Source organism: Pirellulaceae bacterium, from assembly GCA_019636385.1.
In the GTDB taxonomy this organism is placed as follows: Bacteria; Planctomycetota; Planctomycetia; order Pirellulales; family Pirellulaceae; genus Aureliella.
Genome location: JAHBXT010000001.1, coordinates 520,701 through 538,249 on the forward strand (window position 1 = coordinate 520,701; position 17,549 = coordinate 538,249).

Sequence of the window (17,549 nt, forward strand, 5' to 3'; positions counted from 1 at the left end):
GAGGAGCGTCTCAACATGAAATTCAATCTAATCGCTTTTGGTTGGCATGTCACTTGGCCATCTACAGTTAAAGCAGCGATGATTTGTGCGATGTTAGCCACGGTCAACTTGCTGGTGAGCGATGACAAACTGGCGGCGCATGAGATCGCGGTGGAGGGGCATTTGGATATAGGGGTCCTGTACGAAAGTGGGCAACTTAGCTGGCATATTTTGGCAGAGGAGGCCACGCAGGAGGGCGGAGAAGCTGGTGAATTAGAGGGGATGTTTGCACCCAACGAGCTTGCCATTCGAGTGCCGGACCTGGTTAAAATTGACTCGCCACCATTTCCTGGCAATTCATTGTTTACAGGCGCGACGACTGGACCTTTTTGGACAATTCCATCCTCGGGAATCGAAGGTGCGCCCTTTCCTGGATTCTCATGGGACTTAGGGCTTCCATCTCCTCCGCAGCTCGATTTGGGCCAATGGCAAAATGGTCGCTTGGTCATCCAGTTGATCGACGCTGACATGCCCGCAGGTGGAAATTTTTCTCTGTGGACAAATACCATCAACCATGTGTCGACATTTAACCCCGCGCTGAGTAACGCACCGTCAGTCAGTCCCGGTACGAACAGCTTTGTTTTATCGATACACACACATTACAACTGGGGGTTCACCGCTCCTGGAATCTACGATCTCACCTTCCGAGCTTCGGGCACACACAATGTGGACGGCTTCAAATCCACGCAGGCCACCTTCCGATTCTTGGTGGGCGACACAACGACTCTGGAGCCGCCAGCACAGGTTATCGCCACTCATGTTTACCATTCAATGTGGTCGGGTACGCCGTGGCAAGCCATCGATACGTCCAAGGTTCCCATTCGGGAGGGTTTGGGGCCTCAAACGTTGGGACTGGCACAACTGATCAACACCCAGCACGGCATCAATGGCTTTGTGTTTGAGGTTGAGCATCTGGCTGATCCGGGATCAATTACCGCCGGGGATTTTCATATTCAGTGGAGTCCGCAATCAGCGTATTCTGTGGAAAATCATCCGCCTGCGGATTGGCAGGAAGCCCCGGAGCCTGCTGTCAATGTCTACCCCTGGTCTGGCGACAGCCACCGCATTCTTTTGCAGTGGCCTAACGAAACGATTGTCAATCGCTGGCTGCGGCTAACGATGCTGGCCAACGCAAACACAAATCTGCCTGAACCTGCAACCTACTATGTTGGTCATTTGTTAGGTGAGATGACGGGACCGGACCAGGGCGTGTATACCGTTTCGTTCGCAGATATCACGCTGATTCGGCAAGACGTGAGCCTTACCGGAGGTGCGAACTTGGCAGCCGACATAACCAAAAATGGACTTGTCGCCTTTGCCGACATCACCGCTATGCGTTCAAGCGTCAGTCTGCAACTTTCCAATTTGACGGTTCCGTAGCTCGCTGGGTAACCCGACAAGCCCTTTGTCCAGCCAAGAACCGCTTAACGCTATGCTCATTTTCTGCTACAAATTCCTGTAGTACGAGCGGTGACTATGGCCATCGGCGTTAGCTGCTCTCCCCCAGATTACAGCTCCTGTCGCCAGACAGTAGCCGATATTTGCGGGAGGGCACTCTCAAAGTCCACGGTCTGACGACCGTAGCTACGAGGAGCATTACAGCAGCAGCTCGTAAATCACGTTGAATGAAATGAGTGGCAAGCTACGGTGGCTGGTGGATGATTCTAGTACTGGATAATTACGATTCGTTTACCTACAACCTAGTTCAGCGGCTTGGCGAGATCGATCCGAGCGTTGACATTCGCGTAGTGCGAAACGATAAGACTTCGGTTCAGGAAATACGTGCATGGGCTCCAGCACGCATACTGATTTCCCCTGGCCCTTGCTCGCCCAGCGAAGCCGGGATTAGCGTTGAAATTGTTCAGGAGTTGCAAGGGCGATTTCCGATTCTGGGAGTTTGCCTAGGGCATCAGTCGATCGGTCAGGCATTGGGGGGGCGTATCGTTCGAGCACCCCAGCTGATGCATGGCAAGACGGATCGAATTTTTCATGATGCAAGAGGCTTTTTTCAGGGTCTCGACAATCCGTTTGTGGCAACTCGTTACCATTCGCTGGTGATTGATCCGGCCAGCTTGCCAGAACAACTGGAAGCATCCGCCTGGACGCAGGCCCCCGATGGCTCGCGCATTATCATGGGGGTTCGTCATCGCAGCCTGCCGATCGAAGGTTGGCAATTTCACCCGGAGAGTTTTTTAACCGAACCGGGGATTGAGCTGTTGAAGCGATTTCTAAACTGGAATCCCCAATGCCAGCCGGCCTGTGCTAGCGGTTGACGGGCGACGGTGACGCGTCTTTTGAAACTCGAATTATCTCACATCCACCTGTTCAACAAGTAACCCACCAGCATGTTATGTGTCACGATCGGTCGCACACGACACACGGCGATGATTGCCGAATACGAGCACCTGGGGCAGCGCGGCGCTGATCTCACCGAGATGCGACTGGATTTTATTGGTCGCAGTGTGGACTTGCGCCGATTGTTGGCCAAGCGTCATACGCCAGTTTTGATTACTTGCCGTCGCCGCGAGGACGGAGGCCGGTGGGATCGGGATGAAGGCGAGCGATTGATGATCTTGCGCTCGGCGATTGCGACGGGTGTAGATTTTGTTGACTTAGAAGAGGACATCGCCGCCCAGATACCGCGCTACGGCAGTACCAAGCGTATAGTCAGCCTGCATAATTTTGAAATCACGCCCCCGGACCTGCCCGAAATTCATGCTCGATTGGCCAGATTGGATGCCGATGTGGTCAAAATTGCCACCCTGGCCAATTCTTTCGAGGATTGTATTCGCATGATGGAATTGGTTCGTAGCGCGCAGATTCCAACAGTTGGAATCTGCATGGGCGAAATTGGCATGGTGACGCGCATCTTAGCATTGCACTTGGGAGCCCCTCTGACCTACTGTGCTATGTCCAGCGAGCGAAAACTCGCTCCGGGTCAAATCTCTTACGAACACATGAAGGACTTGTACCGCGTCAAGCAAATCAATGGCCAGACACGGCTGTTTGGCGTGGTTGCCGACCCCGTCGCGCATTCGCTTAGCCCGCTAATTCACAACACCGCTTTTGCCCATCACGGACTAAACGCCTGCTACTTGCCGTTTCGCGTTCCAGCAGACGATCTGCCACTGTTCTTTGATTGGTGTCGCCAGTCGGGTGTGGCTGGTCTAAGCGTTACGATTCCACACAAGGAAGCAATGCTCAAACTGGTTGATGAAGCCGAATCCGCCGCAGTGGATATCGGTGCGCTGAACACCGTTGTCTTCCGAGGCGGTGCGTCGGCCGGCTACAACACCGATTACCGCGCGGCCATGGACTGTTTGCAGGCGGCATTAAAAACGCAAAAGACTGTTCGCAAGAGCGATGACCGTGACGATGACCTTCTGCGTGGGCGCAGTGTGCTGCTGTTGGGAGCAGGCGGCGTGGCACGAGCCATTGGCTACGGCGTTCGCCAGCGAGGAGGCAAGGTAATAGTGGCCAGCCGAACGGTCGCTCGTGCTGAAGAGTTGGCCCATGAACTGGGCGGCGAATTTGTACCTTGGTCAGAACGCCACTCAGTGGCCCCAGGTATCTTGGTCAATTGCAGTCCGATCGGTATGCACCCGGACATCGACAGCTCGCCTTTCCAAATTGGCAAGGGCTTCTCGGCAGATACGATCGTCTTTGATACTGTGTATAATCCAGAAAATACGGTGCTAATCAAAGATGCGAAACGGGAAGGTTGTTTTTTTATCAACGGCTTGGACATGTTCGTGCGTCAGGCCGCCTACCAATACAAGTTGTTCACTGGTCAGGAAGCACCGTCATCACTCCTGCGCGATACGGTCAAGCGCGCCACATCGCCCGTGAATTTTTAGCCAACAGATTTCTGCTTTGAAGCCCAGAGTCGATTTCAATTTACTTCTGCTTGCGAGTTTCAACATGACTGACCGCTCTCTTAGGCATGGGCGCGTTGCGTTTCCACGAATGCTGCGTCTACTCACTCAGCTGACTCATGCGGTCGCTGCGCCAGTTACGCTGGCCGTCGTGATCGGCGGTTTAGGGGCGGCCGAAAAACCTGCGCCGACCGCACAGGCAACGGAAATTACATTTGATCGCATTCAATTGAGCGATCAGTTCTATGCCGAAGGCGGTGCGATCGGCGATTTCAATGCTGATGGAAAGTCCGATGTAGTCGTTGGCCCATGGATTTATTGGGGGCCAAACTACTTAGATTCTTCGCGAATTTACGAAGGCGATGCGCTAGATCCAATCGGCTATAGCAAGAATTTCTTGATGGATGCTGGTGACGTCAACGGTGACGGTCTGGTGGATATCTATGTCATCGGCTTTCCCGGTGAAGAGAGTTGGTGGTTTGAGAATCCCGGAGTTGCCAATGTGCGCTCAATCTGGCCGCGCCACGTCATGCTGGCTTCGGTAGACAACGAGTCGCCACTGATCGCGGATATTGACCGCGATGGCAAAGCGGATTTGATCTGTAGCAGCGGGGGACACTACGGCTATGCAACTCATGCTGGCCAAGACCCACGACAGCCATGGCGATTTCAAACCATTTCTCCAAACAACAAGTACCATCGCTTTACACATGGCCTAGGAGTTGGCGACGTAAACAACGACGGACATCTGGATCTGTTGGAGAAAGACGGATGGTGGGCGAATCCTGGCCGGCAGACGCAGGATGTGTGGACGTTTCACGCCTTTCAGTTTTCGCCGGGCGGCGGTTCACAAATGTATGCGGTTGATCTGGATGGCGACGGTCGAAACGAAGTGGTCACCAGCTTGGCAGGCCATGGGTTCGGGCTGGTTTATTACAAAGCCTCTGACGCCGAGGCGACCAGTTTTGATCGTCACGACATTATGACCGATGATCCAGCCACAAGTCCGGTGGGCTTGGCGGTCAGTCAGCTGCATGCCGTGGCAATTGCCGACATCAATGGCGATGACGTGCCCGACTTAGTCACCGGCAAGCGCTGGTGGGCGCATGCCAATCAAGACCCTGGTAACGAGCAACCTGCGACACTACTGTGGTTGGAAACTCAGCGCTCAGGCGGGCGAGTTCGTTTTGTAGCTCACGTCGTGGATAATTCGTCGGGAGTGGGATGTGATATAACGACAGGCGATCTCAATGGTGACGGGCTAATTGACATCCTGTCTGGGACCAAGCGTGGGGCTCACGTTTTTCTGCAGCGACCATCAAAGATGGTTGTCGGCCAGCCACTGGTCGCTGCCCAAGCCAAACTGGATAGATTTGGCCAGCGACCGGCTGTGCAATCGCAAGCGATTGATGGTGGATTTGTGCCAGCACTCGACTCGCGTAAGCTGAATTTTGATTTTGAAGCCCCAGAATTATTAGACTGGGAAGCGCGCGGGCCTGCGGGCCGTCAAGCTTTGCAAGCAGGTACCATCGACACCGGTAGCGGTCAGCCCAATCTCGTCGGCGAGCTGGTTAGTCGACCTTTTCTATTGAGTCACGGTATGCTGAGCATTGAATTGTCCGGCAGCCAAGTGCCGGAAGTCTTTGTCGAACTGATCGCGGAGAGCACTGGACGCCGCGTGGCATATTTGAATCCAACTTCAGCCGACTTGATGACTCGGCAGGATATGGATGTCTCCTCGGCGCGAGATCAAATCGTACGATTGAGAGTAGTGGACCACTCAAATGCCGGATTTATTCGCTGCGACAATATCCGGATGCAGTAGTTTGACAGCCCAGTTGGGATATTGACCACGGCATTAATCAGGTGGGACGCGAATTGTGGCTGCTGCGTTTGCCTGGAACTCCGTGGACGATGTATACTTGAGGTACGTTGGCTATTGAGTTGCCCAACCATTGCCGACATAGCTCAGTAAGTTGTAGAGGCTTCGAGTAGTCGTGCTGCGAAGGCGACTTGTGATCCTTCACCCTCTGGCAAGTTTAGCTAGGGGACTTGAGTGCGGTTCCATAGGACATCCCAGGGGCTCGATCATGCAGCAGCTTCATCACCAATCTCGAATCGCACAACGACGTTTGATCGTCCAACGCTTTCTGAGCCTTGCACCTCAAAGCTTTGGTACGCTCATAGGGATAGCCAGTGTGGCAGTGATGCTTCCCAAAATCATGGCGCTGCCAGTGCCTGACGGAGTGTGGTATGGGTGTTGGCTTGGCTCTGCTGCACTCCTGGGATTGCTGGTCAATAGTGTGTTGACCTGGACCAGCCGACCTTCGCTGTCGGACACTGCCGCCGAAGTTGATCGGCGTTTTGGCTTGCGCGAACGCCTGTCTAGCGCTGTGTTATTGACTCCGCAGGATCAGCAGACATCCTTGGGGCAAGCGCTGATGGCGGATGCCGAAAGCCGCGCTGAAGTATTAGACGTCGCTTCACGATTTGGGTGGGGTTGGAATCGGCGGCTCCTTGTGCCATTAAGCTTGGGCCTGCTGAGCACGGGCTACTTTGTCATTCCCAATCGACAACCCGCAGAAGCTTCTACGGAATCGGCAACTCTGCCTGTCAAGCAAGTAAAGAGCGCAACACAGCCTCTCCTGGACCAAGTCCGACGAAAACGTCAAGAAGCGGAAGATAAACAGCATGATGAAGCCGCCGAGATGCTGAAACGGCTTGAGGGCGAGCTGGAGAAAATGCAGTCCAATGCCAAACTTGATACCAAGCAAGCTCTGGCGCAGCTGAATAACATTAAGAAGCAGCTCGACGAGCGACGTCAAGAACTGGGCAGCGCGGAAGCCCTGAAGAAGAACTTGCAGAATCTAGAAAAGTTTGAAAGCGGTCCGATGCAGCAATTGGCATCCGCGCTCAAAGACGGCGACTTCCAGAAGGCCCAGCAATCGGTGGACGAACTGCTTAAGAAGCTGAAGAGCGGTGAGATGGACGCCACGCAATTGGAAAAACTGCAACAGCAAATGGAACAATTGCAGAAAGCGCTCAGCGACGCCCAGCAAGCCCATCAGCAGACCATGAAGAATTTGGAAGAGCAGATTCGCCAAGCCCAGCAGACCGGTGATCTGCAACGCGCCGGCGAGCTGCAACGCAAGTTGGAACAGTTGCAGGCCATGGACAGTAGCTTGTCAAGAATGCAACAATTGTCCGAGATGCTGTCGCAATGCAGGAATTGTGCAAGCAAAGGGGACCAGCAAGGGGTACAGGATTCCTTGGAAAGCATACAGAGTCTACTGGATCAGATGGACGCCAGCGACAGCCAACTGCAGGATATCGACCAGTTGATGGACAGCCTTTCTCAATGCAAGTCGGGAATGTGCCAGGGGCAGGGCATGATGAACTCCCAAAGACCAGGGCATGGCTTGGGCGAAGGCCAAGGCGAGGGCGAGCGACCTGAAGAAGAGGAGGATGTTGACTTCTTTCAGTCTCAAGTACGTGCGCAAAGGAGGCAGGGTGAAAACGTGTATAGCGGCAAGATTGGTGGCGAGAATCGCAAAGGTGTGTCGCGTGTAGCCGTACAAGAAGAGATAGCGCGCGAGTTAGCATCTGAGCCAGAGCCACTGGATGAAACGCCTCTTCCACGTAGCCAACGCGAGCATACGCGTGACTACTTTAACGCGCTGCGCGAGGGCAAATAGTCTGTGCCGCCTCACTCGCTTCCGCGACTGGCACCTCGACCAGCCGACTCGCACAAAGGCGATTATGGTCACGCGCTGCTGATCGGTGGATCGCGTGGCATGGCAGGTGCCATTGCGCTGGCAGGCATGTCGGCGGTTCGCAGCGGGGCGGGGTTGGTTCGCTTGGCTGTACCGGACCCAATACTAGAAACCGTCGCCGGTTTCTCGGCCTGCCCCATGTTGCTGCCGCTGCCTGCTGATAGTCAGGGAGCGATTGCCGGTGAATCTGAGCAGTTTGAACATTGGTTGAAGCAAAGTTCCTGCATTGCATTGGGTCCAGGTCTTGGGCGCGGACCAGAGCAGATTCGATTCGTGCTCGATACACTGGCCTGGCTATCAGAGCATCGCCCCCTTTGCCCACTGGTAGTAGATGCAGACGGTCTGTTCGCACTTTGTCAGCATCCCAACTGGGGCTCAGCCATCCGAAATCCCGCCGTGCTGACTCCGCATCCTGGCGAGTGGGCAAGATTGAGCGGAATCCCGGCCGACAAAACCGCCGAACAAGCCGCCGTCGCCGAACAACTGGCTGCGGAATACGACTGTGTGATCGTGCTGAAAGGCCATCGTACCTTGATAACCGACGGAATCAGTAGCATTCGCAATTCAACTGGAACGCCCGCCATGGCTACCGGAGGTAGTGGCGATGTATTAACCGGCGTGATCACCGCCCTGATTTGTCAGGGACTAGCACCTCTGCCGGCAGCGCAGCTGGGGGTGCACGTTCATGGCCGAGCTGGAGAAATCGCCGCCCAGCGTGGCGGCTCTCATGTTGTCTTACCCACCGAGATCATCCAGTCGTTACCAGCAGCCTTGGCCGAGGTGATTGATCTATGAAATCCTGGGATGAAGCAATGAAAACGTATCCGTTCCCGCAGTTCGTAGGGTGGAACAAGCGGGGCCAGTGCCAATTGGAATTGAGATTCAAGTTTTGCGCTGATGACAAAGTTCATTTCACTGCACTTGCATTGGCCCCGCGCCGGCCCTCCACTGCCGTAAACCGTTACGTGCAATCTAGGTCGATAGGGCAAGTCGCAGCACGCAGCACCAGTGCTCCGGTTATCTGGTCGTTCAAACATCGGCCCATCGTTGTTGCAATGATGACAATCAGCCTACTCTGTATGGCAGGCTGCCGCCCACAGGATATCGCGGCGCCAGAATCCACATCTACAGAAACGCCTACATCGCTGGCAACTTCCAGTTCAACAGTCCCGCTTCGCGCCTGGATCGTGGCGTCAAGAGCGGACGTGGATGCAATTGACAGGTTGGCGCGAGCCGACACCGAGTTGAAAGTCGAATGGCAAATGATGACCCCGCAACAGTTTTTGGGGAAGCAGCAGTGCGCAGCCGATGTACTCGTATTTCCTTCGCGGCTGTTGGGTGAGCTTGTCCATCGGCAATGGATCGTTCGGTTGCCTGGAAGATTGCAGCTGCGTCTTAATTCGAATGAGCAGCAACCAGAGGCCAACGATTACGGTTCCCGGACTGAGTGGTCGTCGATACCAGCGGGGCAGCGTAGCGCCATCAGCTATGCGGGCGTGCAGTATGGACTGCCCTTGGGGTACTCATCGGTCAGCTTAGTGCGCAGCCCGAATGCAGAGGCCGTTGATAGCTGGTCAGACTTGGCTAGTGAGCTGCAGATGGATCGCACCGCCGAAGATTCGCCGCCGCAATCAAACGACGGCCAAGCGAATCAAGAGCAACCAGTGGTGGATGTTGATGCACTCGTCGATCGCTTTTTGACGATTGCCATCGGCCAGAGTCAGATCAATGCAAAATATGGAATACTGTTCGACGTCCGGACGATGAAGTCCAGGTTGACTGCCGACGAGTTTGTGTTCGCTGCCCAGTTAATGAAGGTGATGGCCGGGCAGCCGGAAGGCTTAACTGCCGTACTGGGGTCACATGCACAAGTTTGGGCCTGGGTACAGCAGCACGAGCAGCCGGTTTATGCACTGGTGTCGGCTACAGAACTGCCGAGCAGCGCTTGGGGGCTGGATCACGCTGTAACGGTGGAGTTGCCCGAAGTGCGTGCATGGAATAATGGTGCCGGCATAATGGTCGCATTAGCGACTGATTGTCGTCAATCGGCCCGTTCTCAGCGGTTGATCGAGTGGCTTGCAAAACAGCAAACCCTTGTGTCGCTGCGTCCCTTGGTGCCGGGAGTAGCCACCAACCAGCCTGCTGGCACGACGGCCGTCGATCGAATGAATCGCGCGATACTTGCCCGATTTGCCGATGCCAATTTGAGCTGTGAACCCCGCATTCCTCGAACCGAGGAGTATCGACATGCTCTTGCAGAGCAGTTGGCCCGGATAGTTATGGGAAAAGTCGAAATCGCCGACGGATTGAAAAACGCAGCGGCGGCCTGCGATGTAATCACTCAGCGGAATCTATCGTCACAGCGACAGGAATACGAAATGTCGCTGGGGTTGACGCTGTAGAACACAACGGTCGATGGTCGGAGCATCCGAGCCGCCAGAACTGTTGGCGGACGGATGGTCTCAACTGTCTATTGGCGAGACAACCACCTGACTAGCGATTCAATTCGATACCGAACGTCAAACCAGCCATAAACAGATGTTGGTTTGAACGATTCGGGATACCCGTCACAGGTAGATTGGTTGGCTCGCTGCCGCGCCAGATACCACGAGCGAAATCAACTACATCGATACCGCTACGAACTGCGAGGTATTTGGTCAACTGATAGGCAGCCTCGGCGCGGGCCTCAAATCCCCATACCAATGATTGATCGGTACGGTAGTTCTGAACCGTCTGAAAAGTTCCCAGATCCGTGTTGTCTAGATCTGCGAATATGAAGTTGAACGTGCGCGTGTTCGTTTGGAAATTGGCCGACATGAAGCCACGAAACTCGGTGCTTAGTCTCCAGCGATGATAGTGTGTGAAGTACCGGAATCCCAACTGGCCACCCAACATGCGATTGAGCGCCTCTTGTCGATCTGATTCCCAATTACCGAACGTAACTAGAGTACTATCGGGATCTAATGGATCTTCAAGCTCTTCAGTTAGTGTAAATGATTCTCTTCGAAAGCGATCTGTAAAACTGTCGTATCTCAGACCCACCAGCGGTTCTAGGATTCCACCATAGCGATACGGACGCTTACGCCAGGTCTTGTTGAGTTCAAAGTGATGCAACGCTCCCGAGTTGACGCTGTTGACAACTGGGAAGTTGAAATAATTGAACGCAGAATCTGTACCTTCTCCCAATGTCCCCAAGATTTCTTGGATGAACGCGAGCACGATATCGTAGTTGCCATCGATGATTTCAAAGTACGAAGTGTGATTCTGGTCGACATTCATCGAGCGGAACGAACCGAGCCAGCCGTGATCGTTCTCGCGCATAAATCCTACGTCGACTCGATGTCCCCATCCAAAGTCGCCAGCAACACCTCGGGGTGAAGCATCCGCATTGAACGATGCAGGCCTAGTAACCCACAGACTGGTAACATCGTAGGTGCCGAAGAATCCTGTGTTTGCTCGCTTGCGCGGCGACAGTTCGGCCAACGAGAACGAATCGACAGGCGCGAACCATTGCCAGTCTGGCTTGAATTCCAGCGGATCGGCAAATGGCAACTGATCAAAATGGACTTGCCCCCGCGCTATGGGAGCAACCATCAAGCAAGCCACCACCGCGATCCAGCGCCAAGTTTGTCTGTGTAGCGACATAACTGCCTTCCAACGTAGCAACGCAGGCACCCCAGTGCACCGCGAGCCGCTTATCGGACGCGATACACCCTCAATAAAATTCCGGTTGTGCGGATAGTATCGGTTGATCCTTGAAGAAGAGTTGAATCACTCTAGGCAAACCTTGCCGAAAACAGCGTTTGTTAACGGCGGTCCAGTCGCTGATGAACCCGGTAACCGCAGCTCAGGTAGGCTGGGAGGTTCAGTCATAAAGGCTTTCCATTTACAGCAGCTTGTCACGGATAATAGTAGCATTGCAACAGCTCAAGTGGCTGGCGGATTGGTAGCGATCGTCGCCAGTCGGCCGAACCAGCGCTCGTCCATCGTCGGGCGATGGTGGCTACGTTGCTGTCGCGCGACAACAGCCCGCCAGGTGGGTGACCAACACTGCTGTTTTTGACTAAAATACAGCCCACAGCCACAGCCGGATGAACCATCGCCAGCCCAGACCCGCTAACAAATGCCCGAAACGACCAGTGAATTCACGACACTGCCGCAGACCGAGAAGGGGTCGGCAGCCACGATTGTGCAGCTTGAAAATCTGCAAGTTCGCTATGGCGACTTCGAGGCGTTGCGGGGAATTTCCCTGAGTTTACCGGCGGGCGCCATCGGCCTGGTCGGTCGCAATGGAGCCGGAAAGTCAACTCTCATGCGACTTTTGCTGGGATTAATCGCTCCGTCAGCTGGCCAGGGGCAGGTACTGGGCATTGATTTGAAGGCCGCCGGTTCGGTTCTGAGACGGACGGTGGGCTACATGCCGGAAAACGATGCATTTCTAGTAGGCATGCGAGGTCTGGAGCAGGTGGCTCTAGCCGGCGAGCTGTGCGGCCTGGGGCAGCGGCAGTCGATTCGTCGCGCCCATGAGGTTTTGACCTATGTCGGCTTAAGCGAAGCCCGCTACCGAAACGTTGAGCAATATTCGACCGGTATGAAGCAACGCCTCAAATTGGCCGTCGCCCTGGCTCATGACCCGCAATTGTTGCTGCTGGACGAACCAACGGTGGGCCTAGACCCTCCAGGCCGCCAACGAATGCTAGATTTGATTGATGGCTTGGTAAATCGCTTCCGTAAGTCGCTGATCATTTCCACACACCTGTTGGACGACATTCAACAGACTTGCAAATACGTGGTCATGATCGAGCGCGGTCAAGTATTGTTTTCCGGCTCGCTGGCGACGCTGATGCGTTATGAACAGCCCCAGTATCGCTTGCGCTGGGACGGTGATGGCAGCCAGTTCTTGCAGTCACTTCGTAATCGTGGTGCTCGAATCCTGCCTGACCCTCGGGGGTTGTCTGCGGAGGAATCGCCTGAAAATGATGCTGAGGTACGGGTCGCTATGCCACCTGAATTCGACACGCGAGAATTTTTCTTGATCGCCGCCGAGTGTTCGCTGCGGCTGAGAACGCTTGAGCCCAACCACGAAGACCTGTCGGATTTATATCATCGCCTTCTGGAACAGGGGAAGCCAAAATGAGCGGCGATAATATAGGATATCGTGGAGTCCAGCGCGAATCATGGCCCTGGCTGCGGAGTGTGTGGGCGATCTTTCGCTGCAATATCCGCATGATTCTGCGGTATCGCTTGTTCTGGGTGATCATGGCGCTCAGCATGTTGCATTTTCTGGTGCATTATGTGCTGATCTATATCAAGGCACAGATAGCACTCGAAGGCGGTTGGTTTGCCGAAGTTGTCGATCGCTTTCAAGTGACCGGCAACGGAGAAGGCTATTTCAGCTTCATATCTCAACAGTCCAACGCCGTGATCGTCATGTTAGCCTATGCCTCCAGCGTGATGGTGGCCACCGATTATGCCGCCGGTGGCATCGTTTTCTACCTGTCAAAACCGATTGGCAAGTCGCACTGGATCGCAGGCAAGGCACTGGCACTGATGGCCGTGGTCAGTCTGCAAACGTTGATACCAGCCTTGATTTTGTATATTGAGTGTGGTCTCTATTCGCCGTCGATGTTCGACTACTGGCGCGAAAACAGCTCAATCGCCGTTTCCATCATCGGCTACAGTTGGCTCATCATGCTCGTGCTCAGTTCGGTGGCCTTAGCCGTTGGCGTCGTGTGTCGCCGGACGGCACCGCTGGTGCTGATGTGGGGTGCCATTGTGCTGGTGATTCCGGCTTTTGCTGAGATGCTGCGAGCCATCTTGGACAACCCCGATTGGATGCTGCTGCACATTCCCCGCAACTGCCGCTTGGTGGGCCGCTGGATGTTCCACATGCTGGATGAGGACCGGCGCACTCAAACTTATGATGCCTTGATTGTATTGGGTACAGTGACCAGTGTCGCGTGGCTGACTTTATTTAATCGCCTGCGGCCGGTGGAGGTGGTTACGTGAGTTCACAGCACACTTCGCATATGGTCCCGTCTGGCACGCCTACCCAAGGCGGCCAGCCGCAACACAAGGACCATGCGGACTTGACAGCGCCTTTGAAGCCTGCCGACGCCACGACAAGCGTTGCCTGCGAATTGCCGATTTGGATGGACCGCGTGAGCAAGTGGTATGGCGCAGTCATCGGGGTCAACGAAGTCAGCCTCCAGGTAGCGGGCGGCATCGTAGGCCTGCTCGGACCAAACGGCGCCGGCAAGAGTACACTCATGAAGTTGTTGACCGGACAACTGCGACCCAATCTGGGCCAGATTCGCATCTACGGTCAATCCGTTCGCTCTGTCGCTGCGCGGCGCAAACTAGGTTATGCTCCAGACGTCGACGCCTACTTTGAAGAAATGACCGGTCGACAATTTGTGCAGACGATGCTCCGGCTGGCTGGCTACCGGCAAAACGAGACACAGCACTTGGCTCAGCGCGCACTGGAAACGGTCGGCATGTCCGGCTCACGTGCAGATAAAGTACTGCGCGGATGTTCCAAAGGTATGCGACAACGAATCAAACTAGCTCAGGCCATTGCACATGATCCGGACTTGTTGATTCTAGACGAGCCGCTCTCGGGGCTCGACCCAGTGGGGCGCCGTGAGTTCTGTCAGTTGTTCAATGACCTGTCACGGCAGGGAAAGACGCTGCTGGTATCGAGCCATGTGCTGGAAGAGGTCGAGCAGATTACCGATAGCGTCATTCTGGTTGGCAGCGGCCGGGTACTGACGCAAGGTTCCTGGGGAGATGTTTCCAGCTTTCTCAATGACTTACCACAACAGGTACACATCGTGAGCGATCGGATACGAGAGTTTGTTGGAGGGCTGATTCAGTGGCCCGGAGTTATTGATGTCCACTTTCGCGGAAACGATCAATGCGTGCTGACGACTCGAGATCCCAGTGGGCTGTGCGCTGAGATTGGTCGCTTGGTTTGCCAACACCAGTATCGAGTTGACCACTTGGAATCCGAAGCGGGCTGGGCCGAAGCCCTGTTCCATTTGGCGGAGGCACAATAATGCGTGAATTGGCTGGATTGGTGTCACTGAGTCTACTGACCTTTCGTCGGCAAATCCTGGCGCGGAAGAGCTTTGTGGCCGCCGTGCTAATCGCAATGCTGACGATGGCCACCGGCATTTGGACGCAGCGCCGCCATCATTTCCACGAGCAGGACGAACTCGATCCGCTGATCGCGCAGCTCGATTTCATGACCAATACGGTGGTTGTACGCTTGTTCGTCTCCTTTTTACTGCCAATTCTGGTACTGACCTACGCTACAGCGGCAATTGGCGAGGAGCGTGAGGAGCGCACGCTGGTATATACCTTAATTCGCCCATTGGCTCGCTGGCGAATATACCTGGCCAAAGCAGCGGGTATCATGCCCATTGTGCTGCTGGCCTCGCTGGGTGGCTTTTCGCTCGTGTGTTTAGCTGGTGCCGAGGCTGGACACATCGCTTGGCGGGATTACTGGCCGGCCATCTTGTATGGCTGCCTGACTTACACGGCGCTGTTCTTACTGTTTGGTGCTGCATTGCCCAGACCGGTTATCATGGCGGTCGTGTATTCATTTTTGATTGAAGCCCTGCTGGGCAGTATGCCGGGAACGATAAAACGCTTGGCTGTTTCCTACTACGCTAACTGCATGATCTATGAAGCAGCCGCCAAGCACGGCGTGCAGCCCGAACAGTCGCAGTTCGGCAATATTAGTGGACACTCGGCAATGATCGTTTTGGCATCGCTCACAATCGTCTTGCTACTGTTGGGGGCGGCCTGGTTCCAGCGTCGCGAATACCGCGACCTGGCATAGCACCCTCAGGCGAGGGTCGGCGGCGAACGCGCGGCTACCGTCGCCAGACGGTGGGCACACTTGGTTTCCAGCCACTGCTGAGCGTGGCGGCTAGTTGCATCTGATGGTGGCGATCGTTACGGCTGCAGCAGCAGTTCACGCTCGACCCACTTGGTATCCACGTTACCCGAAATGAAATCGGGATGCTCTAAAACGCGGATTTGGAAACCGACTGTCGTGTGAATGCCTTCGACTTGCAGCTCGCGCAGCGCTCGCACCATACACGCGATGGCCTGCTGTCGCGTCGGTCGATGCACGATTAATTTGCCGATCATCGAATCGTAATAGGGGGGAACACTATATCCAGCGTGAACGTGCGAATCGAATCGCACGCCCAATCCGCCCGGCACAAACAAGTGGCCAATTTTGCCTGGACTGGGCTGAAAACCTTTAGCTGGGTCTTCGGCATTGATGCGGCACTCGATCGCAGCGCCCCGCAGAGTAATATCATCCTGACTAAACGGCAATGGCTCGCCAGCCGCGACTCGAATTTGAGTCTGGATCAAGTCGATGCCGGTCACCATCTCGGTCACTGGATGTTCGACCTGAATACGCGCATTGACCTCAATGAAATAGAAATTGCCTTGCTGATCAACAATGAACTCTACCGTCCCGGCATTCTCGTAACCAGCTGCGGCTACCAAACGGGCTGCCGCCTGACAAATCGCGGTTCGGGTTTTGGGGCTTAACAGCGGTGAAGGGCTTTCTTCGATCAATTTCTGATGGCGGCGCTGCACTGAACAGTCACGTTCGAACAGGTGACAGACCTTACCATGCTTGTCCGCGATGACTTGTACTTCTACGTGCCTCGGCTTGGTGACCAGTTTCTCAATGTACACTCCGGCGTTGCCAAAGGCGGCCTGAGCTTCGATTTGGGCCTGCTGCAACGCGGCCGGTAGCATATTCTCATTTTCGGCAATTCGCATGCCTTTGCCACCGCCACCGGCTGTGGCTTTAATCAGTACCGGAAAGCCAATATCTCGAGCAATGTGCAATGCATGTTGTTCATCAGTAATCAGGCCATCGCTACCGGGCACGACGGGCACTTTAGCTTCCAAGGCAACATTCCGCGCCGAATTCTTGTCGCCCAGACACTGCATCGCCTCTGGCGAAGGACCAATAAAGTCGAATCCACTGCTGCGACAAACTTCATTAAAGTGGGCATTCTCGGATAAGAAGCCATAGCCTGGATGAATAGCCTGCGCCCCACTGACCTCGGCAGCACTGATAATCTGCTCGATGCGCAGATAACTATCTTTGGAACGGGCCGACCCGATGCAATATGCTTGATCGGCCAGACGTACAGGCGCTGAATCACGATCAGCCTCGCTAAACACGGCGACCGATTCAATTCCCATCTCACGACAGGCGCGGATGACTCGCAGAGCGATCTCACCACGATTGGCAATTAAGATTCGATTATACATGCCGCTGTCGTCGCTATCCGCGCGTATCGATCTTGAACAATGGCCGATTGAAGTCCACGGCCTCTTCGTTCTTCACCAATATTTCAACGACCGTGCCGCTGCACTCGGCGGGAATGTCGTTGAATACCTTCATGGCTTCGACGATGCACAACACGGTCTCAGGACCAACTCTGCTGCCGATTTTGACGTAATCGTCGGCGCCCGGCTTGGGGCGACTATAGAACGTGCCGACCATAGGCGAACAAACCAGCTTGATATGCGGTCCATCCACAGGTTTGGCCGGTTCGGAAGAGCCCGCGCCACTTGCCGCAGCAGCCGATGATGCGGCAACCGGTTGCGATAGTGAGCTAGGCAAAAACACTGGCGAGGAACCCTGACCGCCGCGCGCCAAGCGAATCTGTTGATCGGCCTGCATCAGGTCGATTTCATTCAAGTCAAACTCACGCATCAACTCCAACAATTCGCGCAGTTTGTCGACGCTAAACACGTCTCCACTCGAGCTAGGGCTAGTCGACTTTTTCGTCATCTGTATTCCTATCCAGGCAAATCT

At 54.8% G+C, this 17,549-nt stretch carries 14 protein-coding genes; 11 read left to right on the forward strand and 3 right to left on the reverse strand.

The genetic code is table 11. The annotated features are described in order from the left end of the window. Nucleotides 1–15: 15 nt before the first annotated feature. The 7 genes from KF752_01955 to KF752_01985 all read left to right on the forward strand — a co-directional run bounded on the left by KF752_01955 (nt 16) and on the right by KF752_01985 (nt 10,089). Complete coding sequence (locus KF752_01955; protein ID MBX3420298.1) at nt 16–1,419, forward strand: choice-of-anchor M domain-containing protein; 1,404 nt, start codon at nt 16–18, stop codon at nt 1,417–1,419. Between the two features lie 278 nt (nt 1,420–1,697). Beyond that, complete coding sequence (locus tag KF752_01960) at nt 1,698–2,312, forward strand: aminodeoxychorismate/anthranilate synthase component II (protein MBX3420299.1); 615 nt, start codon at nt 1,698–1,700, stop codon at nt 2,310–2,312. A 72-nt stretch (nt 2,313–2,384) separates the two neighbouring features. Then, nucleotides 2,385–3,896 carry a shikimate dehydrogenase gene (gene aroE, locus KF752_01965; protein ID MBX3420300.1) on the forward strand — a complete coding sequence of 504 codons (1,512 nt, stop codon included), beginning with the start codon at nt 2,385–2,387 and terminating at the stop codon, nt 3,894–3,896. Between the two features lie 64 nt (nt 3,897–3,960). Beyond that, complete coding sequence (locus KF752_01970; protein MBX3420301.1) at nt 3,961–5,739, forward strand: VCBS repeat-containing protein; 1,779 nt, start codon at nt 3,961–3,963, stop codon at nt 5,737–5,739. 265 nt (nt 5,740–6,004) lie between these two features. Continuing rightward, complete coding sequence (locus KF752_01975; GenBank protein MBX3420302.1) at nt 6,005–7,609, forward strand: hypothetical protein; 1,605 nt, start codon at nt 6,005–6,007, stop codon at nt 7,607–7,609. A 3-nt stretch (nt 7,610–7,612) separates the two neighbouring features. Beyond that, a complete protein-coding gene (locus KF752_01980; protein MBX3420303.1) occupies nt 7,613–8,482 on the forward strand; it encodes an NAD(P)H-hydrate dehydratase in 870 nt (289 codons plus the stop codon). Between the two features lie 410 nt (nt 8,483–8,892). Further along, a complete protein-coding gene (locus KF752_01985; protein ID MBX3420304.1) occupies nt 8,893–10,089 on the forward strand; it encodes a hypothetical protein in 1,197 nt (398 codons plus the stop codon). Between the two features lie 91 nt (nt 10,090–10,180). Here KF752_01985 and KF752_01990 read toward each other — a convergent pair whose 3' ends face one another. Further along, nucleotides 10,181–11,332, reverse strand: a complete 1,152-nt coding sequence (locus KF752_01990) for a hypothetical protein (protein ID MBX3420305.1) — start codon at nt 11,330–11,332, stop codon at nt 10,181–10,183. A gap of 478 nt (nt 11,333–11,810) precedes the next feature. On the opposite strand from KF752_01990, the gene KF752_01995 reads away from it, so the two are divergent. From KF752_01995 to KF752_02010, 4 genes are read left to right on the forward strand one after another with little or no spacing between them, the layout of a single operon-like run. After that, nucleotides 11,811–12,824, forward strand: a complete 1,014-nt coding sequence (locus KF752_01995; GenBank protein ID MBX3420306.1) for an ABC transporter ATP-binding protein — start codon at nt 11,811–11,813, stop codon at nt 12,822–12,824. Next, a complete protein-coding gene (locus tag KF752_02000) occupies nt 12,821–13,696 on the forward strand; it encodes a hypothetical protein (protein ID MBX3420307.1) in 876 nt (291 codons plus the stop codon). Before KF752_01995 ends, KF752_02000 begins: the two co-directional genes overlap by 4 nt. Beyond that, nucleotides 13,693–14,745, forward strand: a complete 1,053-nt coding sequence (locus KF752_02005; protein ID MBX3420308.1) for an ABC transporter ATP-binding protein — start codon at nt 13,693–13,695, stop codon at nt 14,743–14,745. The genes KF752_02000 and KF752_02005 overlap by 4 nt, the downstream gene beginning before the upstream one ends. Continuing rightward, a complete protein-coding gene (locus KF752_02010; protein ID MBX3420309.1) occupies nt 14,745–15,533 on the forward strand; it encodes an ABC transporter permease in 789 nt (262 codons plus the stop codon). Before KF752_02005 ends, KF752_02010 begins: the two co-directional genes overlap by 1 nt. Nucleotides 15,534–15,649: 116 nt before the next feature. Here the strand turns inward: KF752_02010 and accC are convergent, their stop codons facing one another. Next, entirely contained in the window at nt 15,650–16,999 is a 1,350-nt protein-coding gene (accC, locus tag KF752_02015) for an acetyl-CoA carboxylase biotin carboxylase subunit (GenBank protein ID MBX3420310.1), read from the reverse strand. 13 nt (nt 17,000–17,012) lie between these two features. Beyond that, nucleotides 17,013–17,525, reverse strand: coding sequence for an acetyl-CoA carboxylase biotin carboxyl carrier protein (accB, locus tag KF752_02020; protein ID MBX3420311.1), 513 nt, complete (start codon nt 17,523–17,525; stop codon nt 17,013–17,015). Nucleotides 17,526–17,549 lie beyond the last annotated feature (24 nt).

Excerpts from the sequence above, each read along its gene's own strand:
- KF752_01955 (MBX3420298.1), top strand. The coding sequence starts at position 16 with ATGAAATTCAATCTAATCGCTTTTGGTTGGCATGTCACTTGGCCATCT.
- KF752_01960 (MBX3420299.1), top strand. The coding sequence starts at position 1,698 with ATGATTCTAGTACTGGATAATTACGATTCGTTTACCTACAACCTAGTT.
- aroE (MBX3420300.1), top strand. The coding sequence starts at position 2,385 with ATGTTATGTGTCACGATCGGTCGCACACGACACACGGCGATGATTGCC.
- KF752_01970 (MBX3420301.1), top strand. The coding sequence starts at position 3,961 with ATGACTGACCGCTCTCTTAGGCATGGGCGCGTTGCGTTTCCACGAATG.
- KF752_01975 (MBX3420302.1), top strand. The coding sequence starts at position 6,005 with ATGCAGCAGCTTCATCACCAATCTCGAATCGCACAACGACGTTTGATC.
- KF752_01990 (MBX3420305.1), bottom strand. The coding sequence starts at position 11,332 with ATGTCGCTACACAGACAAACTTGGCGCTGGATCGCGGTGGTGGCTTGC.
- KF752_01995 (MBX3420306.1), top strand. The coding sequence starts at position 11,811 with ATGCCCGAAACGACCAGTGAATTCACGACACTGCCGCAGACCGAGAAG.
- KF752_02000 (MBX3420307.1), top strand. The coding sequence starts at position 12,821 with ATGAGCGGCGATAATATAGGATATCGTGGAGTCCAGCGCGAATCATGG.
- KF752_02010 (MBX3420309.1), top strand. The coding sequence starts at position 14,745 with ATGCGTGAATTGGCTGGATTGGTGTCACTGAGTCTACTGACCTTTCGT.
- accC (MBX3420310.1), bottom strand. The coding sequence starts at position 16,999 with ATGTATAATCGAATCTTAATTGCCAATCGTGGTGAGATCGCTCTGCGA.
- accB (MBX3420311.1), bottom strand. The coding sequence starts at position 17,525 with ATGACGAAAAAGTCGACTAGCCCTAGCTCGAGTGGAGACGTGTTTAGC.